This window comes from Actinocrinis sp., assembly GCF_035605935.1.
Lineage (GTDB): Bacteria > Actinomycetota > Actinomycetes > Streptomycetales > Catenulisporaceae > Actinocrinis.
In genome coordinates this window covers 1-22,169 of the sequence record NZ_DATNGK010000080.1, presented here as the reverse complement: position 1 = coordinate 22,169, position 22,169 = coordinate 1, and the positions used below count along the sequence as shown (strand labels likewise).

Below are 22,169 nucleotides of genomic sequence, written 5' to 3'. Positions count from 1 at the left end.
CCCGGCTGCGACGCGGCGGCGGTCAGATTGTCAGGAAAACCCCGGCTTCACCCCGGCCCCGCCCTTCATCGACTCACTCAAGCCCCTCATCGAGCGGCCACTCACCCCTCCGCCGCTATCGCCGCGTGCAGGGCCGGAGCGAGCTCGGCCGGCAGCACCGTCTCGGCGCGCACTGAATCACAACCGACCCACTGTGCCGCCTCACGCAGCGCCTTCGCCATTGGCGCCACGGCCTTCGCCGACGCGAGCGAGACCTGACGCCCGATCAACGTCCCGCCTTCACGGGCCGGGTCGGCCCGCCCGACCAGCTTGCCGCCGTGCAGGAGCGGCATCGCGTAGTAGCCGTGTACGCGCTTCGGCTTCGGCACATACGCCTCCAGGCGATGCGCAAAGCCGAAGATCCGCTCGGTCCGCCGCCGCTCCCAGATCAGCGAGTCGAATGGTGACAGCAGCGTCGTCCGATGCCGCCCGGTCGCACCGGACTCCAACGCGGCGATCGCCGCTGGATCGGCCCAGGCATCGCGCCCCCAGCCGTCCACCTCGACCGGCACCAGACCTGCCTCCTCGGCCAACGCCGGGAAGTTCACTTGCGGCTTGAGGCGGTAATAGTCGAGCAAGTCGATCTGCGTCGCGACCCCCATGGCCCGCGCCGCGAGCGCGATCATGCGCACCGTGCAGGCATGGTCGTCGAGATCGTCATGCAACAGATGCGCCGGTATGGCCCGCTCCGGCAGGTCGTAGACCCGACGCCAACCGCGCCGCTCTACGCACACCACTTCGCCGGTGGCCAGCAGCCGTTCCACTCCGACCTTCGCCTCTGACCAGTCCCACCAGCCCGGAGTTTTGCGAGCCCCGCCGAGTTCGGTCGTGGTCAGCGGGCCCTCGGCGGCCAGCCGTCCGGTGATCTCGGCCAGCGTGGCCGGGGAAATCACTTCATTTCCCCATACGCTGCCCCGGCTTCGATAGTGCCTGCGCCGCAGCGCCATCATCGGCCACTCCTCGACCGGCAGCACACAGGCCGCGTGCGACCAGTACTCGAAGGTGCGGGCTGCGCCCGGCTCATGCGACCAATACGCGGAGTGGATCGCCTCGCGTCCGATCGGTCCGAGCCTGGCGAAGGGAACCAGCTCCTGCGAGCGCGCCAGCACCGAGATCGTGTCGAGCTGCACCGCGCCGAGCAGCCGCAGCACGCCGGGCACCCCGGCACGCCGATCGACCGCGCCGAGCAGGCCCTGGGCGCGCAACGCAGCGCGGCGTGCCTCGTCGGCGGTAAGTATCGTTCCCATGCCGCGACCCTAGCTGGCAGCACCGACAACGCAGTGTTCGTCGTCACCCGAAATCGTGACCAGGCAATCACAAGGCGTATCCACTCGGCGCTTTCGACCCAGCCTAGGCCGCCGCCTGATCCGGCTACCCGACACCTGCTTGACACTGTGTGTTTGTTGACGTTCGGCCAGGTACACCGCGCAAACGACCCCCGGCGTCGAGCACTGTGCCGCGCGTCATATAATCGAAACGTACAGAGGTACAGATTTATCGGGTGGGAAGCTGGCGACACGCTTCTCATCTCCGCGACCGAAGCCCCATCGCCGTGGCCATGCGTCGAGGACCGCAGAGATTGCCACACTGCGCTCGATGGCGAGCGATGGACGAGCCAAGTAGGACGCGTCGAAGGAACCGTGAGCGAGCCCACCATGACCAATGCGCTGAATCCTGCCGCCACAGCCTCCAACATCCCGCCGCGAATTCTCGTCATCGGCGGTGGATACGTAGGGATGTTTACGGCCCGGCGAATCCTCAAGCACCTCAAGCGCGGCGAGGCGACCGTGACCGTGGTCGACCCCCGCCCCTACATGACCTACCAGCCCTTCCTGCCCGAAGCCGCCGCGGGCTCGATCGCCCCGCGCAACCTGGTCGCCCCGCTGCGCCGGGTCCTCAAGGGCCCGAACGCCGAGGTCATCACCGGTCGCGTGGTCTCGGTCGACCACTCCCGCAAGAGCGCGACCATCTCCCCGAACACCGGCGAGCCGTACGAGCTGTCCTTCGACGACCTGGTCGTCGCGGTCGGCTCGGTGCCGCGCACCCTGCCGATCCCCGGCCTCGCCGAGCACGGCATCGGCTTCAAGCAGGTCGAGGAGGCCGTCAGCCTGCGCAACCACGTGATCGGGCAGATCGACCTCGCCGACTCCATCAAGGACCCGGCGCTGCGGCGCAAGGCCCTGACGTTCGTCTTCGTCGGCGGCGGCTTCGCCGGCGTCGAGGCGATCGCCGAGATGGAGGACATGGCCCGTGACGTGTCCAAGTGGTACGCGAATGTCGAGCCCGAGGACATGCGCTGGCTGCTGGTCGAGGCCGCGGACCGGATCCTGCCCGAGGTGGGCCCAGAGCTGGGTGTCTGGACCGCCGAGGAGCTGCGCAAGCGCGGCATCCAGGTCAAGATGAAGACCTTCCTCAACTCCTGCGTGGCCAATCACGTGGTGCTCTCCGACGGCACCGAGATGGACGCCTCCACGATCGTGTGGACCGCGGGAGTCAAGCCGAACCCGGTCGTCGAGCAGCTCGGCATCCCGCTCGGCCCCAAGGGCCACGTGGACACGCAGGCGAACCTGCGCGTCGTTGGCTTCGACCAGGTCTGGGCCGCCGGCGACTGCGCCCAGGTGCCTGACCTATCCAAGGGCGCGGGCAACTGGTGCTCCCCCTCCGCGCAGCACGCCGTGCGTCAGGCCAAGCGACTTGCGGACAACATCGTCTCGGCACTGCGTGGTAAGGCAGTCGAGGACTACGTGCACAAGCACGTCGGCTCGGTAGCGGGTCTCGGTATCGGTAAGGGCGTCGCGAACGTGTACGGAATGAAGCTGCGCGGCTGGCCCGCCTGGCTCATGCACCGCGCGTACCACGTCAGCCGGGTGCCCACCTTCAACCGCAAGGTGCGGGTGTGCATGGACTGGCTGCTCGCCGGGTTCTTCCGCCGTGAGGCCGTCTCGCTGACCTCCTTCGAGAACCCGCGCGAGGAGTTCACGTTCGTGGCCGTCCCGGCGGCTCTGCCCAAGCAGGCCGCCCCCGCCGCGATCGAAAGCGTGAACGGTAAGGCGCGTGACGAGCGCGTGGAAACCGCGGGAGTCTGAGTCTGGGCAATGCGGCTGAGCATTCAGCTGCTGCGTGTTCGTGGCCGTGTGGTGCGTTATCTGACGCACCACACGGCCACGCCGCGTTTCGCGGCTAAACAACACCCGGATGTTCGGGCGCATTTCGCTGCAACTGAACGCGTCGAGCCGCATTATGGACTGGTGACTGTTGCAGAACCCGGGCCCGCGTTCGCGGTCGACCCGCAGCGTTGGCCGGACCTGGCCCAGGTGCCGCCCACTGGAGTGAAGGCCAGATTGGCGCGCAAGATCTTCGCGCAAGCCGTGGCGCACCTGCCGGTGCGCGTCGTGGGCCCGGGTGGCCGACGGCTCGGCGGTGGCGGCGACGAGCGCTCCGCGGTCATGACCGTGAACCGGCCACGCGAGTTCTTCGCCAGGCTCGGCGCGCACGGCCTGATCGGTTTCGGCGAGTCGTACCAGACCGGCGCCTGGGACGCCGATGACCTAGCCGCCGTCCTCGGCGCGTTCGCGCGCAGAGTCGCCGACCTGGTTCCGCGGCCGCTGCAAAAGCTGCGTGGCGTGTACGTCGCGCGCTTCCCGTCCGAGGAGGACGGCACTCCGGGCAACGCGCGGCGCAACATCGAGCGGCACTACGACTTATCCAATGATCTGTTCGAACTATTCCTCGATGAGTCGATGACCTACTCCAGCGCGCTGTACGGCGGCGTGCAGGCGGCGGTCGATTACGAGCCCGACGACGAGGCCAGCGCGCTGCACCAGGCCCAGCTGCGCAAGATCGACACGATTCTCGACGCCGCCGGAGTGCGTGAGGGTTCGAAGGTGCTGGAGATCGGCTCCGGCTGGGGTGCGCTGGCGATGCGCGCGGCCGGCGAGCGCGGTGCCTACGTGACAACACTGACGCTTTCCAAGGAGCAGAAGGCGCTGGCCGAGGCGAAGATCGCGGCGGCCGGTTTGAGCGACCAGATCGAGGTGCGCCTGGCCGACTACCGCGAGGTGGGCCCGCCGCAAGGTGCCTCCGGCTACGACGCGATCGTCTCGGTGGAGATGATCGAGGCGGTCGGCGAGCGCTACTGGCCGGACTACTTCGAGACGATGGACCGGCTGCTCGCTCCGGGCGGGCGCGTCGCGGTGCAGTCGATCACCATGGCCCACCACCGGATGCTGGCCACCCGCAAGACGTACACGTGGATCCACAAGTACATCTTCCCGGGCGGCCTGATCCCTTCAGTCACCGCGATCGAGCAGGCCCTGCGCGCCCGCACCAGGTTGCGCCTGGTGCGCCGGCTCGACTTCGGCGAGGACTACGCGCGCACCCTGTACACCTGGCGCGAGCGCTTCGAGGCGCACTGGCCGGCGGTGAGCGCCCTGGGCTTCGACGAGGTCTTCCATCGCACCTGGCGGTTCTACCTCGCCTACTGCGAGGCCGGATTCGCCTCGGGCTACCTCGGCGTCTCGCAGCTCACTTTCGCTCGCTGACCGCAGGTTGCGGTGTTACTTTCTCGACCGGTGGTGCCGGAACGCATTTGCCGGGGTCGCCGTCGAGCAGTGTGACGACAGAGGTCTGCAGACGATCAGTGACACCGCCGGTGAACACCCTTGCCTCGGCGTAGTAGACGACGATTTCCAGCACCGATCCGTCAGGCATCGCCGAGGGATCGATATCGATGATCTGATCGCCGGCGACGTGATCCCGGGAGTGCACTGCGACGACCTGACGCACGAGGGACAACGTGTGGACGCCCCGCTGTGAGCAGCCGATATCCGGATCGTTCTCGCCCACGCTGCGTACTATCGCGTGTATCCCTGCCTGCTTGAGCACGCTCTGCAGTCCGGCAGGATCGCTAAAGACTTCACGCAGCGTCACCGTCACCGCGGAACGCGAGGCCGCGTGCACAGACCACCCGGCCATGTCCACGTTCACCACATGCCCGTTCGCGTTGAGCGTCTGCCCACTGCTCGCATCCGACAGCGGCAGCACCACAGCCAGACTTAGCCCGAGCGCACCTGCCACTGCAGTGCCGCTCAGTGCCCTGCGTCGCCTGCGCAGTCCCCGGCCGCGGGTCGTGATCGCCTCGATCGGTCGCCGCATGCTGACCGCGCTGAGTGAACCTTCGACAGCTTCGAGTACTTCCTCGTCAGTGATCGTGTTGTAGTTCATCGGGATCGTGTCTCCTCCTCGACGCTCGATGCGAGCCGATCGCGCAGCGCGGCGATGGCACGCGAGAGGTGCGCCGTGACTGTGCCGGGCGCTATCGCTAGCGTCCGAGCCGTGGTCTCCGTGTCGAGATCGAGGAAAACGCGCAGCGCGATCACCTCGCGTTGCCGGAGGGGAAGGCTGCGCACCGCCGCGAGCACCTGTTCGTCCACGCTCGAAGCGGCTTGCGTCGTCGGCAATGGAGTGTCCGTTGAGCCCCTGCTCTCCCAGGACACTTCACGCCGTCGCCGACGCCACCAGGACACGTGTGTGTTCAGTGCGGTGCGCACCACCCACGCCGGCGGAGCCGGATGACGGCTCACCTTGCGCCACGACGCCCACGCTCGGGCATACGCCTCCGCTACCAGTTCCTCGGCCAGCAGCCGATCGCCGACCGAGGCGTAGACCGCGCGCAGGCAGCCGTCGCGCGAGGTTTGGTAGAACTCCGCGAATTCCTCGAGTCCGTCTTCCACACCCCTGTTACGCATCGGCGGCCCGATCCGCTTACCTACTCAACAAGGCAATTCGGCCGGCGCGTCAACGGCTGCCCGCGACCTCGCCCTCCAAGGCGGGTATTCGCTCTTGCAGCTTCTCCCGCGGCGCGGACTTGTGCGTGGACAACCAACTGCCGAGCAGCACCAGGGGGAAGCCGACGGCCACTCCTGCGGTGAAGCGCTCGCCGAGCACGATCATGCCGAGCAGCACGGCGACCGCCGGATTGATGAACGTGATCACTGTCGCGCGAACCGGACCGGCCTCGGCGATCAGCTGGAAGAACAGCAGGAACGCCGCCGCGGTGCAGATCAGGCCGAGGGTGAGGATCGACCCGATCACATTGGCGTGCGGCCAGGTGTGCGGGCGCGTGACGATCGCGGCCGGGACGTAGGCCAGCGCGACGCCGGTCAGCGACAGCGAGATGACCGCCAGCGTCGGCACGTTCTTAAGCTTCCGGTCCGCGATGATCGGCGCGATCGCATAACCGAGGGCCACGAGCAGCACCTCGCCCATGCGCAGCGCGGAGGTGGATCCGATATCCAGGCCGACGACCGCCGCCACGCCGCCCATCCCGACCAGCAGTCCGAGCAGCCGCCGCGGCTCGAGCGCCGAGTGGTCGCCCAGCCGCCAGATAACCAGGGTGCTGATAAACGGCACCGCCGCGATCAGCAGGCCGGCCAGGCTGCTGCTGATGTGCTGCTCGGCGTCGTTGAGCAGCAGCCAGGGACCGCCGATCTCCAGCACGGCGAAGGCCAGCAGAGGCCGCCACGCGCGCAGGGCCGGCCGGATCAGGCCGCGCCGCCATGCAATCGGCAGGAGGATCGCCGCGCCGATGCCGGTACGCGCGAGCACCAGGAACGGCGCGCTGACGCCCTCCAACGCGATCTTGATGAACAGGTACGGTATGCCCCAGATCACGGACATCAGCGCGAACAGCAGCCACCCACGCCTGGACATGTAACTCCCCTCGGTATCGTGTGCAGCTTACGACAAGCCCCCGACACTCGATAGCCCACGACCAACCGCAGGACCCTCGCCCACCGCCGCGCGCAGCCCGAGCCGGCGAACGAACGCTGTTCCTACGTCGCGCCGCCGACCTTCCGTAACATTCTCTGCAATGCGAACTCCCCGCCAAGCCGCCCGCATCCTCGTCATCGCCCCCGATGGCGCCGTCTTCCTCTTCCGGTATGACGACGACGAGATCGGACCGCACTGGACCACGCCCGGCGGTGGCCTGGACGCCGGGGAGACGCCCGAAGCGGGCGCGCGCCGGGAGTTGCGCGAGGAAACCGGCTGGACCGATCTCGAACCCGGGCCGCTGCTGTTCACGTGGACTCACGACTATCGGCGCGGAGACGTTCCGGTCCGCCAGTTCGAGCACGTATTCGTCACACGCACCGCGCGCCGCGAACCGACCGGCGACCTGACCGCCGCGCATGCCGAGGACGGCATTCTGCGGTGGCGCTGGTGGCCGCTGGCCGAGCTGCCCGCGTGTCCCGAAAAGCTCCTGCCGCCACAGCTGCCTGACCTGGTCGCCGCCGTCCTGCGCGCCGCGCCGCGGGTGCCCGACCCGATGGATCTCGGCTACGTGCCGCTCCGGTAACCCGCGCCTCCTGCCGCCATAGCTGCCGTTACCGCACGACCACGGTCACCTTGAAGTTCTCCTGGTCTGTTGCGCAGGGCTTCGCCTCGCCGCACGCCGTACGGCTGGCCGTGATCGACGCTGTGCCCGGCGTCACTGCTTTGAAGAAGGTACGCACCGGCACACAGCCCGACCCGGGGATCTTGGGACAGTTCGTCGGTCGCGGGAGCGGCGTCGTCGCGCCGTCTTGACGCACCACATTGGGCGCCGACGAGCCCGACACGGTCCAGTAGTTGCTGCTCAGGATCAGCTCTACCGTTTGGCCGACCGAAGCGTTGACGGTCTTGCCGTTCGAATCGTCCGTCACCACGACCATGGCGCCGGTGCCTTTCGGCTGGCCTCCATTCGCCGACGATGCACAACCAACCGCGAGCACCATGCATAACGCCGCTAGAACTGCGAACAGCAGCCCCGCGTTAACGCGAACTTTCGCTACTGACGACATCGCTCCTCCGGAACCCGCCGCTTGGTTGTCACTTGGACGGGTGCCACTGCCGCACGGTTCCCCTTCACATCACGTTGCCTGGCGTGCGACGCCCATCAGGGAGAACTCCAGCGGTATACCTGTTCCGGCCGCCCCGCGCCGCCGTATCGCGGTGCCCGCAGCGCCAGCCGTTGCGCCGCGAGGTAGTCCAGGTAGCGTCGCGCGGTCTGCACTGAGATGCCGACCTGCGGAGCGATTTGACCGGCCGAAAGCTGATCATGTGACCGGAGTAGCGCGACAACGGACGCGAGCGTTGCTTCGGTTAACCCCTTAGGAAGCGCAGTCTGCTTAGACGCATCATGCAACGCGGCCAATGCCCTATCCACGTCGTCCTGTGCGAGAAGGTCAGGCGCTTGCTCTGCGCGCCGCCGGAACTCCGCATATGCGCGCAGCTTCTCCTGGAACGTAGCGAAGGCGAATGGCTTGAGCAGATACTGCACGACGCCGAGCGAGACTGCTGCGCGTACCGTAGCCAGATCGCGAGCCGACGTGACCGCGATGACGTCGACCTGGTTGCCGTGCGCGCGCAACGTCCGGCACAGCTCGATGCCGGTCATGTCCGGCAGGTTCACGTCGAGCAGCAGCAGGTCGACCCGCCGAGTCGCTACCAGACGCAACGCCTCGGCACCAAGATGTGCGATCCCGGCCGCCGCAAAGCCGGGTACCCGCGCGACGAACTCGGCGTGTGCATCCGCCAGCACCGGATCGTCCTCGACGATCAGCGTGCTGATCACACCTTCCTTGTCCGCGCCATCCTTCGTCAGTGCGGCGCTCACTGCGCGCCTCCTGACCTTCCGTGCACTGCCGCCACGGCCGCCGCCTGCGCTCCAGTCGCCGACTCGGCCCCGCGGTCAGCCCGCTCCCTTTGCCCGATTACCGGCAGTCGCACCGCCACCGCCGCGCCACCCAGTTCCTCGTCGCAGGCCACGTCGATACTTCCGCTGTTGCGATTGACCGCTTGTCGCACCAACGCCAGGCCGATCCCGTGTCCCGCTTCGTTCTTCGTGGTCCAGCCGCGGGTGAACAGATCGCCGATTCGCTCGGGATCGATGCCCGCGCCGCTGTCCGCGACCCGAACCAGCAGCTCCTGCGCCTCGGCCCGGATCGTGACCGAGACCCGCCTCGGCGGCGAGCCGCGCAGCGCCGCCTCGACGGCGTTGTCGATCAGGTTGCCCGCGATCGTGAGCAGGTCGCGCGTCTCGAACGGCAGCTCCGGTGCCGCCGTGTCCTCGCCGACCGTCAGCTCTACCCCTCGCTCCGCCGCCTGGGCGATCTTGCCGAGCAGCAGCGCAGCGAGCGCCGCGTCGCCCACCGCGCCCAGCAACCGGTCGACGAGTTGCTGCGACGCGGCGAGCTCCGCCGTGGCGAAACGCACCGCGTCCTGCGGCTTGCCGAGCTCGATCAGCGTGACGACGGTATGCAAGCGGTTCGCGGCCTCATGCGCAGTCGACGAAAGCGCGTCCGCGAAGCCGCGCGCGGAATCCAGCTCGCCAGCCAGCGCCCGCAGCTCGGTATGGTCGCGCAGCGTCGTAACCGTGCCCAGAACCCGACCTTCGCGGCGCGCCACGGACTGATTCACCGCCAGCACCCGATCGCCGGCCAAGTGCGTCTCGTCGTGCGCCTCGAGCCCCGACTCCAACAAGCCGGTGAGCGCGGGATTCAAACCGAGACCGCCGACCGGACGCCCTGTCGGATCATCCGCCAAATCCAGCAGCCGAACCGCCTCGTCGTTCGCGAGCAGTACCCTGCGCTGCCGGTCGACGACCAGCAAGCCTTCGTGCATCGCGTGCAGTACCGCGTCGTGATGCTCGTAAAGGCGGGTGATCTCCTGCGGGCCCATCCCGAGAGTCTGCTTGCGCAGCCGCCGCGACAGCCCCCAGGAGCCGAGGCTGACCAGCGCGACCGCGCCCGCCCCGACCGCCAAGATCAGCGGCAGCTCCCGGTTCACCAGAGCCGAAAGCTGTTCGATCGTGATGCCGACCGAAACCAGGCCGACAATCCGGTGATCCGGCCCGTAAATCGGCGCGACCGAGCGCACCGAAGGACCGAGCGTGCCCGTATAGGTCTCGCTGAACGCATGGCCCGCCAACGCGGGAGCGATGTCGCCAAGGTAGTGCTTGCCGATCTCAGTCAAAGTCGGATGCGTATACCGGATCCCCGCCGGGCTCATGATCACCACGAAGTCGACGCCGGTCGCGCGCTGAATCGTCAACGACGCCGGTTCCAGTTGCGCCGTGGGATCAGGCCCGGCGACCTCATCCGCGACGCCCGGATCGCCCGCGATCGTCTCCGCCAGCGCAAGGGTCTCCTGCCGAGCCCGGGAAAACTGCCCGGAGCGTGCCTCGTGGATCGCCGCGTATGTACCCACAGCCGTGAGCAGCACGACCACCAGGAGCTGAAGCAGCAAGACCTGCTTCGCGATGCTCAACTTGGCGGCTCGCGCTCCCAACTTCAGCGGTGGAACCAGGCGCGGCATTGGCTCAGTGTTACACCCGCCTGCGCGCCCGACCAGGCCCTTCCCCAACCAGCCCATGCGCGTTATGCGCGTAACGCAGACCGCACGGTGTGCGCCGCGCCACATTCACCCGAGCGCCCTATCTATGCACCAAGCAAGGCGCCAAGCCGCAACACCGCGACGTTCCACGCAGCAACGCGTGATCACAGCGGCCACGACGCAGTGGTCGCCTGAGCATCCTGGAGCCCCGATGCACGAGGCACCCGCCCCGTTCAACGAGTACGCATCCCCGGCCGCCGAAGCAACAGCGGCCACACGCGCCAGCAGCGCACGGACAACCTCTCCCTGGTACCGCAAGCTCTACACCTGGGTTCTGATCGGCATCGTGGCCGGCGTCGCCGTCGGAGCGGCGTGGCCGAAGACCGCAGAGAGCCTGCAACCGCTCGGCACCGTCTTCATAAGCATGATCACCATGGTGGTCACGCCGATCATCTTCGTCACCATCGTCGGCGGCATCGCGGGCGTGGACGACCTGCGCAAGGTCGGCAGGATCGGCGTTAAGTCGCTGATCTACTTCGAGGGCATGACCACGATCGCGCTGCTCCTCGGCCTGGTCGTGATGAATGTGTTCCACCCGGGCAGTGCGATTCACGCGAACCCGGCCTCGCTCAAGCTCACCGGTACCGCCGCGCAGTACGCGGCCCAGGGCAAGGCGCAGGGCTTCTGGTCGATCTTGACCGAGATCGTGCCGAGCAGCGCGTTCGGCGCCTTCTCCACGGGCAACGACCTGCAGGTGGTGTTCTTCTCGGTGCTCTTCGGCGTCGCCATCAAGCTCGTCGGCGCCCCCGCGACCGGCATCGCCCACGGGGTCAACCGACTCGGCCTGGTCTTCTTCGCGATCCTGCGGGTCATCATGTACGCGGCCCCGGTCGGCGCGTTCGGCGCAATGGCCTTCACCGTCGGCAAGTACGGTCTGCACACGCTCACCAGCCTCGGCTCGCTCATCGGCCTGATGTACGGCACCAGCGCGGTGTTCGTGCTCGTCGCCCTCGGCACCGTGTGTGCGCTGTTCCGGCTCAACATTCTGGCGTTGCTGCGCTACATCAAGGACGAGCTGCTCATCGTGCTCGGCACCTCGTCGAGCGAGACGGTCCTGCCGCAGCTGATGCGCAAGATCGAGCGCGCGGGCGTCCCGGAGGACGTAGTCGGCCTGACCGTGCCGACCGGCTACTCGTTCAACCTGGATGGCACCTGCATCTATCTCACGCTCGCGGCGCTGTTCGTCGCCCAGGCCACCGGCGTGCACCTCTCCCTCGCCCAGCAGCTCGGCATCCTCGCGATCCTGCTGCTCACCAGCAAGGGCGCGGCAGGCGTCACCGGCTCCGGCTTCATCGTCCTCGCGGCCACGCTGGCCTCGGTGGGCACGATCCCCGTCGCCGGCATCATGCTCATCTTCGGCATCGACCGCTTCATGTCCACGTGCAGGGCCCTGACAAACGCCTGCGGCAACGCGGTCGGCTCGTTCGTCGTCGCGGCCTGGGAAGGTGTCCTGGACCGCCCCACGGCCCAGCGCGTCCTCGGCGGCAGCCGTTCCCCGGTAACCCCGACCCCTGACCGCACCCTCGAAGCGGTGTAACGCAGCCAGGACAAAACAAAGAAAACAAAGGACGGTCGGCCCAAAGCGCCGACCGTCCCGTTTTGCCGAACCCAGAAATCGCAGGCGAACCGCGGAAACTAGGCGGCCAGCTGCACCGGGCTACCCACCGGTGCGCCCGGGTAGCAGTCCCAGACCTTGTTCAGCTCGCCCTGGTAGTACAGGGAGTAGAGCCCGAACACGAACCCGAGCAGCAGCCCGACCACCGGGTTGCAGGTCCCCGGCAGCCCAGCGGCGATCTGCGCCTTGCGGATCCGCTCGCCGGTCTTGTAGATCGACACGAACATCGGAACGCCGCACAGCGCGGCTCCCGGGATGAACGCCAGCACCGACAGCGCAGGGTTCACCACGATCCGCTGGTCGTACTGCCGCAGCTCGTTGTTGATCTTGTACCACCACACGTAGGTGTAGATCCCGAGCGTGATCAGCGGCAGCCCGAGCCACACGCCGACCACGTTGCGCTTCTTGCCTACAGCACCCATCTTCAGCCCCCTTGCATGTCGCGAGAACTTGCACAGCGGGGGCGATCATTTCAGGTGGAGGCGCTATCAGGCCATTTGTATGCAGAATCGAAATCCAACCGACCCACGCGACAGGTCCGACTAGCCTCTCAGCCGACGCAACAGCCGACAAATGAGACTGGAAATGAGACCGCGGACGGTGGCGCGGCCCGCAGATCTCTACCGCTTGAGTCTTCGACCGCAGGTGAGAACCTGTGCCCGGAACGGGGGTCGAACCCGTATGACCTCACGGTCCGGGAGGTTTAAGCTCCCTGCGTCTGCCATTCCGCCATCCGGGCGCTGCATAGCGCACGGGCACAGCGTAGCGGCTCGGGGCGGTGGTCCGAGGTCTGTTCGCCGCACGCGAGGACTCGGCCGACCCGGTTCGTTGGTGCGCGGTGGGGCGCGGGAGGCGGCTGCGAGCGCCCGCCTGCTTCGCTATGTCAGGCGAAGGCGCGGTTGGCGCGGCGGACGTCGTGCTCGTGGATGATCGCTGTGGCGTAGCCGTGCGAGATGTTGTATTCGGCGCGCAGCCAGTTCACGCGCTCGTCGAAGCGGAGGAGCGCCGGCCCGGCGTCGACCTCATGGAACCAATCGGTAAGGGCGCGGCCCGTGACTTCGGGCAGTCGGGCGAGCAGGTTCCGGTGGGTCTGTTCCGAGTGGTGCAGCGACATTTGGCGTCTCCCGGGTCGTGCGACTGAATTGGAGGGTGGACGGGCCGATCGTCGGCGGTGCTCCGGCTGAGGACTGAGTTGCCTTGCTCGCTGGCTTCTTGTCTTTTTGTTAGGCCCGGCTCTAGTCGGACCTGCCGTGGCTTCTGTTGTCCTCTGCCTGAGCGCCTCGCCGTGACCGGCGGTGACTGCGGGGACCTCGGTTGAAACGGAGTACGGCTGCGCGGCGTTCACGGTGGCTGTCTGGCTGTGCGTCTATGGCGTAACCGCTCCGTGACTTCGACTTTGCCTGACGTAGGTGGGTCAGGCAAGCCCTGCGGACGTAGTTCTTTTCGTGCGATTGTCGACTGATGTTGGACGACTGCTCGCCTGGCGTCGGCTAGAGGGTGGCGCACGGTGGCGAACTGGAGGCTCGAGAGCCGAGCCCCTAGCCTGGATGGGTGATCGAAACCGGCCATCGCACCGATCCGCTGACTCAGGCGGTTGCATTCTTTGCTGCTACGTACCGCTCGCTGCCGCAGTCGAAACTCCTCGGGCTGCTTTCCGATGGACGTTCTCGGGCGCAGGCCGGACACCGGTTCGCCGCGCTGCTCGCGGCGATGGGGCAGGGGGTTGAGGAGCGGGCGTCCGCGAGCGCGCCGCGGTGGCGGGATCTGCCGTTCGACGGGCATTTCATCGTCGGCGACCAGATCGCGGTGACTGGGCACGATCTGGTCGCCGGGATGCGCGCGCTTGACGATCTGGACGCGCCGGTGTGGTCGGTCGACGGCGGACGGGTCGCGGCGGGCGAGGTGCTGGAGGCGGCGCTCCGGGCGGCGGAGGGATTGCGGGAGTTGATTTAGCGGATCGGAGCGAGCTCGGGCCGGAGATTAGATCAGCGTGCGGTCAGGAGAGGCGCTCGAGGATGAGGGCCATGCCCTGACCACCGCCGACGCACATCGTCTCCAGGCCGAACTGCTTGTCGTGCCACTGCAGCGAGTTGAGCAGCGTGGTGGTGATGCGCGCGCCGGTCATGCCGAAGGGGTGCCCGACCGCGATCGCGCCGCCGTTGACGTTCAGCCGGTCGATGTCGATGCCGAGATCGCGGTAGGACGGAATCACCTGCGCCGCGAATGCCTCGTTGATCTCCACCAGATCGATGTCATTGATCGTCATGCCCGCCTTGGCCAGCGCCTTGTTCGACGCTTCGACCGGGCCGAGCCCCATGATCTCGGGTGAGAGCGCGGTCAGGCCGGTCGAGACGACGCGAGCCAGCGGGGTGATGCCCAGTTCGTGGGCCTTCCTGTCGCTCATGATGACCACGGCCGCGGCGCCGTCGTTGAGAGGGCAGCAGTTGCCTGCGGTAACTGTGCCGTCGGGACGGAAGACCGGCTTGAGTGCCTCGACGCCCTCCAGCGTCACGCCGGCGCGCGGCCCGTCGTCCTTCGACACGATCGTGCCGTCCGGCAGCGTGACCGGGACGATCTCGCGCTGCCAGAAGCCGTCCGCGATCGCCTTCTCGGCGAGGTTCTGCGACCGCACCCCGAACTCGTCCTGGTCGCGGCGCGTGATCCCCTTGATCTGGGCCAGATTCTCGGCGGTCTGGCCCATCGCGATGTAGATGTCGGGCACCGCGCCGTCCTCGCGCGGGTCGGTCCAGGTCGGCGCGCCGGCCTCGGCGCGAGTCAGGGTGCGGGCTTTGGCCTCGCCGAATACCGGGTTTTCCGTGTCCGGCAGCGAGTCGGAGTTGCCAAGCGCGTAGCTGGATACCGACTCGACTCCCGCGGAGATGAACACGTCACCCTCACCGGATCGGATCGCGTGTAGCGCCATCCGCGTGGTCTGCAGCGAGGAGGAGCAGTAGCGGGTGATCGTCGTGCCGGGCAGGAAGTCGTAGCCCAGCAGCACTGACACGACCCGGCCCATGTTGAAACCGGAAGCCCCGCCGGGCAGACCGCAGCCGAGCATCAGGTCGTCGATGTCGTGCGGGTCCAGCTGCGGGACCTTGTCCAGCGCGGCGCGCACGGCGGTGGCCGCGAGGTCGTCCGGTCGCACATCCTTTAGCGAGCCTTTGAACGCGCGGCCGATCGGCGTGCGCGCGGTGGCGACGATCACTGCCTCGGGCATGGGTAGCTCCTTCGTGCGACGTGCGGAAGACGACTGCGGTGTCGTACCGGGGAAGACGCTACCGGATATGTTACTGGCGGGTAAGCGTGCTGGGGGAGGGGGCGTGCCCAGCCGTCGCGGGAGGAGTGGCTGACGCCGGGTCAGGCGAAGCCGAGCGAGTGATCTGCCACACGGCGGCGGCGAGCGCGGGAAGGACGGCCGCGGCGGCCGTGGCGTAACCCTCGGCGGAGGGGTGGAACCGGTCCGGACCGAACAGTTCGGCGCGCGCCGCGAACTCGGGCCCGAGCAACGCGCCGATCGGGACGGAGCGGCCGCCGGCCTCGTACACGGCGCGGGCCTGCAGCGCGGCGAGCCGGCGACTCCAGCGGCGCGCCAACCAGCGCAGCGGAACCTGGATCGGACGGATCGTGCCGAGGTCGGGGCAGGTGCCGACGACCACCTGACAACCGGCCGCGCGCAGCCGCAGCACCGCCTCGCCGAGGCACCTGGACGCCTCGGTCGGCGACATGCGGTGCGTTACGTCGTTCGCGCCGATCATGATCGCGGCGACCTGCGGCGCATGCTCCGGGCCGTCGACGAGCAGCGCGTCGACCTGCTCGGCAAGTCGATCCGAACAGGCGCCGACGCGGGCAACGTTGGCCAGTAGCAGCGGGCGACCCGAGTGCGCGGCGAGAGCCGCGGCGAGCAGCGCACCGGGAGTCTGATCCGCGCGCTCCACCCCGTAACCGGCCGCGGTGGAGTCGCCGAGCACGGCGAACCGCAGCGGTCGGGAGTCGAAGGGGGAGGGGATGGGATCGGCGGGTTCGGGGGCGGAGCCGGTGTCGACGACGCCGGCGCCGGGCGTCGTGGAGGTGATCGTAGGGGAGAGGACCGAAGACTCTGGCTCAACGCTGGTGGTGCGTGCGGCCAAATGGGCGCCGAACAGGCCGTCGGCGCGCGGCGGGATGGCCATGGCCTGCCCGATCGCCCGCCGGGCCAGCTTCGCCTCCGCCATGACCAGTCCGATCGAAGCCCCGGTCAGCACGGTGAGCCCGCCCCCACCCACCGCCGCCGCGGCCACTACCCGTTTCGCGCTCAACGCCGCCATCGCTGTGGCCTCCTACTTTTGGCCTCTCGCTTACTCTTCTTCCCCCGTCGCGAAGATCCAAGTAAGCCGCAGAATAGGAATGTACCGGCTACCACTGACCGGATGGCGGATTTTCGCTCGCGTGCACCTAACCTGGTGGCATCGATCCCGCTTTTGATCACCGCCCACAAGGCGCTCCCGTCGAAAGGCTCCCGATGCGTTACGTCGAGTCGGTCATCGACTTGGTCGGCAACACACCGCTGGTCAAGCTGAACTCGGTCACCCACGGCCTGGCCGCCACCGTCCTGGCCAAGGTCGAGTACGTGAACCCCGGCGGCTCGGTCAAGGACCGGATCGCGCTGCGCATGATTGAAGCGGCGGAGGCTTCTGGCGAGCTAAAGGCAGGCGGCACGATCGTCGAGCCGACCAGTGGCAACACCGGCGTCGGGCTGGCCATGGTGGCGCAGCGCAAGGGATACCGCTGCGTATTCGTCTGTCCGGACAAGGTCTCGCAGGACAAGATCAACGTGCTGCGAGCGTACGGAGCCGAAGTGGTCGTCTGCCCGACCGCCGTCGCACCGGAACACCCGCAGTCGTACTACAACGTCTCGGACCGACTGGTGCGCGAGATCCCAGACGCCTGGAAGCCGGACCAGTACTCCAATCCGAACAACCCGTTGTCGCACTACCACTCCACCGGCCCGGAGATCTGGGAACAGACCGAGGGTCGGATCAGCGCCTTCGTGGCGGGGGTCGGCACCGGCGGGACGATCAGCGGGACCGGCCGCTTCCTGAAGGAGATCTCCGGCGGGAACGTCAAGATCATCGGTGCGGATCCGGAGGGGTCGGTCTACTCGGGTGGCAGCGGTCGGCCTTACCTCGTCGAGGGTGTGGGTGAGGATTTCTGGCCAGAGTGCTACGACCGGACGGTAACCGACGAGGTTATCGCGGTCTCCGATAAGGACTCGTTCCAGATGACGCGGCGGCTTGCCCGTGAGGAGGGGCTGCTGGTCGGAGGGTCCTGTGGGATGGCTGTGGTCGCGGCGCTGCGGTACGCGCAGAGGTTGACGGCCGACGACGTGGTCGTGGTGATCCTGCCGGACTCCGGGCGCGGCTACCTCTCGAAAATCTTCAACGACGACTGGATGGCCGACTATGGCTTCCTGACGCCCGCGTCGCAGGAAGCGACGGTCGGTGACGTGCTTACGCGCAAGGGCGAAGCGCTGCCGGATCTAGTTCACATGCACCCGCATGAGACGGTCGGCCAGGCGGTCGAGACCCTGCGCGAGTACGGCGTCAGCCAGATGCCGCTGGTCAAGGAGGAACCGCCGGTCATGGCGGCGGAGATCGTCGGCTCGATCGTGGAGCGGGACCTGCTTGAGGCGCTGTTCAAGGGGCAGGCGCAGCTGACCGATCCGCTGGAGGACCACAAGTCGGCGCCGCTGCCGCAGGTCGGCTCCGGCGAGCCAATCAGTGCTCTAATGTCGGCGCTGGAGAAAGCGGACGCGGCAGTGGTGCTGATCGAGGGCAAACCGCGCACGGTGGTCTCGCGGCAGGACTTGCTGGCGTTCCTGGCTGGAAGTTGACGGACGCAGGAGCTGCCGGACGGGCTGGTTGACGGATGGCCGAGGCGCAGGCGCAGCGCGGCAACGATCAGGCGTCGGGGATCGCGCCGCGCCCGGTCCGGATGATCAGCACACTGCGATTCGTGGCTACCCACCAGGCTTCGAAGACGTTGAGCGCGATCAGCAGGCCGACGAGGGCGGCGAGGGTGACGATGGCGGGCGCGAACGGGCCGAGGCTCGCCAGCGCCGCCGCCAGCATCCCGCCGACCAGCCGGGCCACGCCGATGCCGCCGAACATCCGGGCTCTGGTGTAGCAGAAGCTGAGCACGTAAAGCGCGGTGCCGGTGGCCAGGAAGTACGCGTGTACGCCGGCCGGATGGTGCAGCGGACTGCGCACCGCCTGCGCGAGCCCGGCGGCGATCAGGATCAGTCCGGTGACCATCGCCAGGTGCCCGTGGCTGAAGACCGAGCGTACGAGCACTGATTGCATGCGCGCCTCGCGCAGCGCGTGTTCCAGCGCCGCTGCGGCGAAGTGAAAGTAGGTCCACCACAGACCGCAGCACAGCACGAACGCGAGCACCAGCGCGGTCAACGAGATCCAGCCCAGACCCTCCCGCGACTCCTGCACGCCGACCCCGACCAGCACCTCGCCGAGCGCGATGATGACGAACAGCCCGAAGCGCTCCGGCAGGTGCGAGGCGTCGAAACGCAGGTCGTCGAGGCGGCGGTGCTGGAGTGTCGGCGTGATCAACTCGATCAGCGCCGCGATCAGCCAGATCCAGCCGCGGGCGGGTAGCGCAGTGAACGAGCCGATGACGATCAGCGGCGCGCTGACCGTGGCGGAGACCAGGTATGGATTGAACCGGTCGTGGAAGAAGCCGCGCCGCAGGATCGCCCACGCGAGCAGCGCCCGCATGCCGAGATAGGCGAAGGCGAATACCGGGCCACGCTGGCCGTAAGCGTCGGGAACGCTGATCGACATGATGAACGCGCCGAGGCCGAGCGCGAACACCTTCAGGTGCCGCTTGGTCGAGGTCAGCTCGACGCCGTTGTAAAGGATTGATACGCCGACCCAGGCCCACCAGAACGGGACGAACAACACCAGCGCCCGGCCGACGGCGACGGCGGACGTGCCGTTCTGCGCGGCCGAGGCCACCTGCGTCACGGCGAAAACGAAGACCAGGTCGAAGAAAAGCTCGGCCCAGCTGACCCGCTGACCGTGCGGATTGACGATCGCGGGCGGGGTGATGGATGAGGTCATCGAAGCTGCCCGGCCGGTCGGCGCAAGCGGATCCGGCGAGGTCAGCGGCTGGATGCCGCCGTCGAAGGGCGCTGCGGCCCGCTGACCGGCCGGCGTCTTGCCCCGTGACTGCCGTACCTCGCTCACCTGCGCAGATTAACCGATGACGGACGGACTCGGCAGTGCGTTATCGGGCGGCCGTTCGGGCGGCGGGGAGAACGCGGACGAGCGCGGTAGCGCGGGTAAGGGTCCGTACGCGGTCTGGTGGCTATTCCCTCGCACTGTACTTGTCAGTAACCTGCGGCTGACATGCGCGCCAACCGGCGCACAGCAGGATTCAGGAGGGGGCAGGGGTGGATCATCGGCGATTCATCACGCTCACCGGCATACTCGCCGCCGCGGTGGCCATCGGCGGACCGGCCGCGGCCAGCGTGGGCCCGGCCGGTCAGAGCTCGATCAGCTCTGCGGCAGTCGGCGCCGCGGACAGCTCGTCCCACCGTGGCGGGGGCTGGGGCCGGCCCGACGAGAAGTTCGACTACTACCTGGCGCTCGGCGACTCGCTCGCGGCCGGGGTGCAGCCCAACGCACAGGGTCAGAGCCTGCCGACCAATCAGGGCTACGCGATGGATCTGGCGGCGAGCCTGCGTGACGACAACCGGCACCTGAGCTTCGTCGATCTCGGCTGCCCCGGCGAGACGACCTCGACGATGCTGAACGGCGGTTGCCCGTTCCCGCACAGCTACACCGACCAGGTGGACGCCGCGGCGTCTTTCCTCGCGCAGCACCGGCACGCGCGGGTCCTGGTCACCATCGACATCGGCGCGAACAACGTGGACGGTTGCGCGACGGCCTCCGGCATCGACACCTCGTGTGTCGCGGCCGGCCTTCAGACCGCGGCGACCGACCTGCCGAAGATCCTCGGCAAGCTGAAGGCGGCAGCCGGCCGGCGTGTGGACTTCGTGGCGATGAACTACTACGACCCCTTCCTCGCCAGCTGGCTCAGCGGCCCGGCCGGACAGGCCCTGGCGACCGCCTCGGTGCAGTTGAGCGGCCAGCTGAACGGGATCCTCGGCGCGGCGTACCACGCGTTCGGCGTCAAGGTCGCCGACGTCTCGGCACGCTTCAAGACCACGCAGTTCACGCCGCTCGTCCAGCTCACCCCGAGCCTCAAGGTACCTGTGAACGTCGCGCGGATCTGCCAGTGGACGTGGATGTGCGCGCCTGCGCCGGTCGGACCGAATATCCACGCGAACAAGCGTGGCTACGAGGAGATCGCAGACAGCTTCGAAGCGATCGTCGACCCTCGGTAGTCAGCTTCGCTGAGAATGGTCCGGTTCCCCGCGGAACCGGACCATTCGACACGCTTCAGCGGCGTGCCGTGCGTCCGCTGACCGATTTGGCGGCAAGAAGTGGCGTGCGGCGGTGTAGTCGGGCACACTATGCGCCGGGGTTGCCGGGTCAAAGCATTGATCAGCCGCGGGGTGTGCTGAGCGGCATTGAGCTGTTGGCCTCGAAAAGGCCCGAAATTCGGCAGTGCACCACGAATCAGATGGACCGCGAGGCCGCGCCGTGCGTGGTGATCGCCGCGGCCTGTGCAGAAAGTAAGGAATCAATGACTCAGTCGCCATACCAGGACCCTTCCGCGCTGGGTGAGGGTCCGCAAGACACACCGGGTTTCCAAGGGCTGCCGCAGGCGCCGCCTGTGCCTGCCGCCTACGGATACGGGGCGCAGCAGCCGATGGCCGCGCCGCAGGGCATGTACTACGACCCGAACGCGGAGCTGCTGCTTCCGGAGGGCGTACAGCTCGCCAGCGTCGGCCAGCGGATCGGCGCCTACTTCTTGTCGCTCCTTCTGGCCGTCGTCACCCTCGGGATCGGCTACGTCATCTGGGGCCTGATCGCCTGGAGCAAGGGACGCGGCCCAGCCCAGCAACTGCTCGGCATGCGCTGCTGGAAGCCTGCGGACGGCCGCGTGGCCGGCTGGGGCACGATGGCGCTGCGCAACATCGTCGGGGGCATCGCGCAGGGGATCCTGTCGGCCCTCTCGGCGATCGCGTCGTTCATCCTCTTCCTCAGTGGCAAGAAGCACCAGTCGATCCCTGACCTGGTAGGTAGCACGGTCGTCGTCTACGACCCGAACAAGGTCCTAGACAACTGGCAGCGGTAGGAATGTTCGGGGTTCGGACCATGATCAGCGAACCCCGAACAATCCCTAGTCGCCCCCGCCGCGGCCAGACGCATTCAATGATCTGAATTGCAAACGCAGCCGCACTGGCCGCACCGGAGATGAGCGGCGAGTGTGCCGCACGCGGCATTTCCGCCGGTCAACTCGTGGTTGTCGAAGAGGGACTGGCACGGTCGGGCCCAACATTCACGCGAACAAGCGTGGTTACGAGGAGATCGCAGACAGCTTCAAAGCGATCGTCGACCCGCGTTAATCGCTCAAACCCGACGCTGATCGTCAACTGTGTGGGGCTCGGTCACTATCAACGGTGGCCGAGCCCCACACAGTTCACGTTTCGGCTTACGTGCGCCCGCCGCCATCAGAACCGGAAACGCGGCCTCGCGGCAGTGCGCGCTCCCGCCGCACCCTGACGCGGCCAATAGCTGGCTGTGTTGGGTGCGCGCCACGGGAAGCCTGCGCCTAGGCCGATGCAGTGTTACTGGCGGTGCCCACGTTGCTGCGCGTGAAGTTCGCCGCCAGGGCTACATCCGTTCACGTCCCGTCGCTACGTTGCGCGAAGCGAAGCGTTCTGCTGAGCGGGCAAGTAGCAGGCTTCAACCGAAGGAACACACGTGTCCAGATTGCGCACCGCCGTCGTAGGCGCGGCGGCCTTGGGCTCGGTCATCGCGCTGAGCGGTTCAGCGTTCGGCCAGGCAAGCTCCGGTCACCCGGCCGCCAATCCCTCGTGGGGTAACACCACGACTCCGATCAAGCACCTGGTGGTCATCTACCAGGAGAACGTCTCCTTCGACCACTACTTCGGCACCTA

General features: G+C 67.7%; 21 protein-coding genes and 1 tRNA gene. 9 read left to right on the top strand and 13 right to left on the bottom strand.

Translation table 11 applies throughout. The features are described 5' to 3' along the window. Positions 1 to 101: 101 nt before the first annotated feature. Complete coding sequence (locus VN779_RS07135; RefSeq protein WP_325721392.1) at positions 102 to 1,286, bottom strand: winged helix-turn-helix domain-containing protein; 1,185 nt, start codon at positions 1,284 to 1,286, stop codon at positions 102 to 104. A 408-nt stretch (positions 1,287 to 1,694) separates the two neighbouring features. On the opposite strand from VN779_RS07135, the gene VN779_RS07130 reads away from it, so the two are divergent. Together VN779_RS07130 and VN779_RS07125 are read left to right on the top strand one after the other, a co-directional pair. Then, complete coding sequence (locus VN779_RS07130; protein WP_349260685.1) at positions 1,695 to 3,125, top strand: NAD(P)/FAD-dependent oxidoreductase; 1,431 nt, start codon at positions 1,695 to 1,697, stop codon at positions 3,123 to 3,125. Positions 3,126 to 3,287: 162 nt separating this feature from the next. After that, the gene (locus VN779_RS07125) at positions 3,288 to 4,580 is read left to right on the top strand and encodes a cyclopropane-fatty-acyl-phospholipid synthase family protein (protein WP_325721388.1); all 1,293 of its coding nucleotides are present in this window, start codon (positions 3,288 to 3,290) and stop codon (positions 4,578 to 4,580) included. Here VN779_RS07125 and VN779_RS07120 read toward each other — a convergent pair. From VN779_RS07120 to VN779_RS07110, 3 genes are all read right to left on the bottom strand, one after another. Then, positions 4,564 to 5,115 carry a hypothetical protein gene (locus VN779_RS07120; RefSeq protein WP_325721386.1) on the bottom strand — a complete coding sequence of 184 codons (552 nt, stop codon included), beginning with the start codon at positions 5,113 to 5,115 and terminating at the stop codon, positions 4,564 to 4,566. The two genes, VN779_RS07125 and VN779_RS07120, sit on opposite strands and share 17 nt — an antisense overlap. 143 nt (positions 5,116 to 5,258) lie before the next feature. After that, positions 5,259 to 5,786: a SigE family RNA polymerase sigma factor gene (locus VN779_RS07115; protein ID WP_325721384.1), complete on the bottom strand. Its 528-nt coding sequence runs from the start codon at positions 5,784 to 5,786 to the stop codon at positions 5,259 to 5,261. A 49-nt stretch (positions 5,787 to 5,835) separates the two neighbouring features. Beyond that, on the bottom strand, positions 5,836 to 6,750 hold the full coding sequence (locus tag VN779_RS07110) for a DMT family transporter (protein WP_325721382.1): 915 nt from the start codon (positions 6,748 to 6,750) through the stop codon (positions 5,836 to 5,838). Between the two features lie 160 nt (positions 6,751 to 6,910). Here VN779_RS07110 and VN779_RS07105 point away from each other — a divergent pair, with 160 nt between their 5' ends. Then, positions 6,911 to 7,396, top strand: a complete 486-nt coding sequence (locus VN779_RS07105; protein ID WP_325721379.1) for an NUDIX hydrolase — start codon at positions 6,911 to 6,913, stop codon at positions 7,394 to 7,396. A gap of 28 nt (positions 7,397 to 7,424) precedes the next feature. On the opposite strand, the gene VN779_RS07100 is transcribed toward VN779_RS07105, so the two are convergent. The 3 genes from VN779_RS07100 to VN779_RS07090 form a co-directional block, all read right to left on the bottom strand. After that, complete coding sequence (locus VN779_RS07100) at positions 7,425 to 7,751, bottom strand: hypothetical protein (RefSeq protein ID WP_325721377.1); 327 nt, start codon at positions 7,749 to 7,751, stop codon at positions 7,425 to 7,427. Between the two features lie 224 nt (positions 7,752 to 7,975). Then, positions 7,976 to 8,695: a response regulator gene (locus VN779_RS07095; RefSeq protein ID WP_325721376.1), complete on the bottom strand. Its 720-nt coding sequence runs from the start codon at positions 8,693 to 8,695 to the stop codon at positions 7,976 to 7,978. Further along, positions 8,692 to 10,395 carry a sensor histidine kinase gene (locus tag VN779_RS07090; RefSeq protein WP_325721375.1) on the bottom strand — a complete coding sequence of 568 codons (1,704 nt, stop codon included), beginning with the start codon at positions 10,393 to 10,395 and terminating at the stop codon, positions 8,692 to 8,694. The genes VN779_RS07095 and VN779_RS07090 overlap by 4 nt, the downstream gene beginning before the upstream one ends. Before the next feature lie 229 nt (positions 10,396 to 10,624). Between VN779_RS07090 and dctA the strand changes: the two genes are divergently transcribed. Beyond that, a complete protein-coding gene (gene dctA / locus VN779_RS07085; protein WP_325721373.1) occupies positions 10,625 to 12,010 on the top strand; it encodes a C4-dicarboxylate transporter DctA in 1,386 nt (461 codons plus the stop codon). Positions 12,011 to 12,108: 98 nt separating this feature from the next. On the opposite strand, the gene VN779_RS07080 is transcribed toward dctA, so the two are convergent. The 3 genes from VN779_RS07080 to VN779_RS07070 all read right to left on the bottom strand — a co-directional run bounded on the left by VN779_RS07080 (position 12,109) and on the right by VN779_RS07070 (position 13,202). Beyond that, positions 12,109 to 12,510: a DUF4234 domain-containing protein gene (locus VN779_RS07080; protein WP_325721371.1), complete on the bottom strand. Its 402-nt coding sequence runs from the start codon at positions 12,508 to 12,510 to the stop codon at positions 12,109 to 12,111. Between the two features lie 234 nt (positions 12,511 to 12,744). Beyond that, positions 12,745 to 12,827: transfer RNA gene (locus VN779_RS07075), tRNA-Leu, on the bottom strand. Between the two features lie 144 nt (positions 12,828 to 12,971). Continuing rightward, positions 12,972 to 13,202: a DUF4287 domain-containing protein gene (locus VN779_RS07070; RefSeq protein WP_325721370.1), complete on the bottom strand. Its 231-nt coding sequence runs from the start codon at positions 13,200 to 13,202 to the stop codon at positions 12,972 to 12,974. 437 nt (positions 13,203 to 13,639) lie between these two features. Here VN779_RS07070 and VN779_RS07065 point away from each other — a divergent pair, with 437 nt between their 5' ends. Continuing rightward, on the top strand, positions 13,640 to 14,041 hold the full coding sequence (locus VN779_RS07065) for a hypothetical protein (RefSeq protein ID WP_325721368.1): 402 nt from the start codon (positions 13,640 to 13,642) through the stop codon (positions 14,039 to 14,041). A gap of 43 nt (positions 14,042 to 14,084) precedes the next feature. Here VN779_RS07065 and VN779_RS07060 read toward each other — a convergent pair whose 3' ends face one another. Together VN779_RS07060 and VN779_RS07055 are read right to left on the bottom strand one after the other, a co-directional pair. Then, positions 14,085 to 15,305 carry an acetyl-CoA C-acetyltransferase gene (locus VN779_RS07060; RefSeq protein WP_325721367.1) on the bottom strand — a complete coding sequence of 407 codons (1,221 nt, stop codon included), beginning with the start codon at positions 15,303 to 15,305 and terminating at the stop codon, positions 14,085 to 14,087. A gap of 70 nt (positions 15,306 to 15,375) precedes the next feature. Next, positions 15,376 to 16,392 (bottom strand): SGNH/GDSL hydrolase family protein, encoded by a 1,017-nt coding sequence (locus tag VN779_RS07055; protein WP_325721365.1) that lies wholly within the window; start codon positions 16,390 to 16,392, stop codon positions 15,376 to 15,378. Between the two features lie 194 nt (positions 16,393 to 16,586). Between VN779_RS07055 and VN779_RS07050 the strand changes: the two genes are divergently transcribed. After that, the gene (locus tag VN779_RS07050) at positions 16,587 to 17,957 is read left to right on the top strand and encodes a cystathionine beta-synthase (RefSeq protein WP_325721363.1); all 1,371 of its coding nucleotides are present in this window, start codon (positions 16,587 to 16,589) and stop codon (positions 17,955 to 17,957) included. Positions 17,958 to 18,024: 67 nt separating this feature from the next. On the opposite strand, the gene VN779_RS07045 is transcribed toward VN779_RS07050, so the two are convergent. Then, positions 18,025 to 19,323 (bottom strand): low temperature requirement protein A, encoded by a 1,299-nt coding sequence (locus VN779_RS07045; RefSeq protein WP_325721359.1) that lies wholly within the window; start codon positions 19,321 to 19,323, stop codon positions 18,025 to 18,027. A 206-nt stretch (positions 19,324 to 19,529) separates the two neighbouring features. Here VN779_RS07045 and VN779_RS07040 point away from each other — a divergent pair, with 206 nt between their 5' ends. From VN779_RS07040 to VN779_RS07030, 3 genes are all read left to right on the top strand, one after another. After that, positions 19,530 to 20,486: an SGNH/GDSL hydrolase family protein gene (locus VN779_RS07040; RefSeq protein WP_325721357.1), complete on the top strand. Its 957-nt coding sequence runs from the start codon at positions 19,530 to 19,532 to the stop codon at positions 20,484 to 20,486. A gap of 302 nt (positions 20,487 to 20,788) precedes the next feature. Further along, entirely contained in the window at positions 20,789 to 21,343 is a 555-nt protein-coding gene (locus VN779_RS07035; RefSeq protein WP_325721355.1) for an RDD family protein, read from the top strand. A 629-nt stretch (positions 21,344 to 21,972) separates the two neighbouring features. Further along, the coding region (locus tag VN779_RS07030) for an alkaline phosphatase family protein (RefSeq protein ID WP_325721353.1) at positions 21,973 to 22,169 on the top strand (197 nt) is incomplete at its 3' end.

Excerpts from the sequence above, each read along its gene's own strand:
- dctA (WP_325721373.1), top strand. The coding sequence starts at position 10,625 with ATGCACGAGGCACCCGCCCCGTTCAACGAGTACGCATCCCCGGCCGCC.
- VN779_RS07115 (WP_325721384.1), bottom strand. The coding sequence starts at position 5,786 with ATGCGTAACAGGGGTGTGGAAGACGGACTCGAGGAATTCGCGGAGTTC.
- VN779_RS07035 (WP_325721355.1), top strand. The coding sequence starts at position 20,789 with ATGACTCAGTCGCCATACCAGGACCCTTCCGCGCTGGGTGAGGGTCCG.
- VN779_RS07090 (WP_325721375.1), bottom strand. The coding sequence starts at position 10,395 with ATGCCGCGCCTGGTTCCACCGCTGAAGTTGGGAGCGCGAGCCGCCAAG.
- VN779_RS07100 (WP_325721377.1), bottom strand. The coding sequence starts at position 7,751 with ATGGTCGTGGTGACGGACGATTCGAACGGCAAGACCGTCAACGCTTCG.
- VN779_RS07105 (WP_325721379.1), top strand. The coding sequence starts at position 6,911 with ATGCGAACTCCCCGCCAAGCCGCCCGCATCCTCGTCATCGCCCCCGAT.
- VN779_RS07060 (WP_325721367.1), bottom strand. The coding sequence starts at position 15,305 with ATGCCCGAGGCAGTGATCGTCGCCACCGCGCGCACGCCGATCGGCCGC.
- VN779_RS07135 (WP_325721392.1), bottom strand. The coding sequence starts at position 1,286 with ATGGGAACGATACTTACCGCCGACGAGGCACGCCGCGCTGCGTTGCGC.
- VN779_RS07130 (WP_349260685.1), top strand. The coding sequence starts at position 1,695 with ATGACCAATGCGCTGAATCCTGCCGCCACAGCCTCCAACATCCCGCCG.
- VN779_RS07080 (WP_325721371.1), bottom strand. The coding sequence starts at position 12,510 with ATGGGTGCTGTAGGCAAGAAGCGCAACGTGGTCGGCGTGTGGCTCGGG.
- VN779_RS07070 (WP_325721370.1), bottom strand. The coding sequence starts at position 13,202 with ATGTCGCTGCACCACTCGGAACAGACCCACCGGAACCTGCTCGCCCGA.
- VN779_RS07055 (WP_325721365.1), bottom strand. The coding sequence starts at position 16,392 with ATGGCGGCGTTGAGCGCGAAACGGGTAGTGGCCGCGGCGGCGGTGGGT.
- VN779_RS07110 (WP_325721382.1), bottom strand. The coding sequence starts at position 6,750 with ATGTCCAGGCGTGGGTGGCTGCTGTTCGCGCTGATGTCCGTGATCTGG.
- VN779_RS07050 (WP_325721363.1), top strand. The coding sequence starts at position 16,587 with ATGCGTTACGTCGAGTCGGTCATCGACTTGGTCGGCAACACACCGCTG.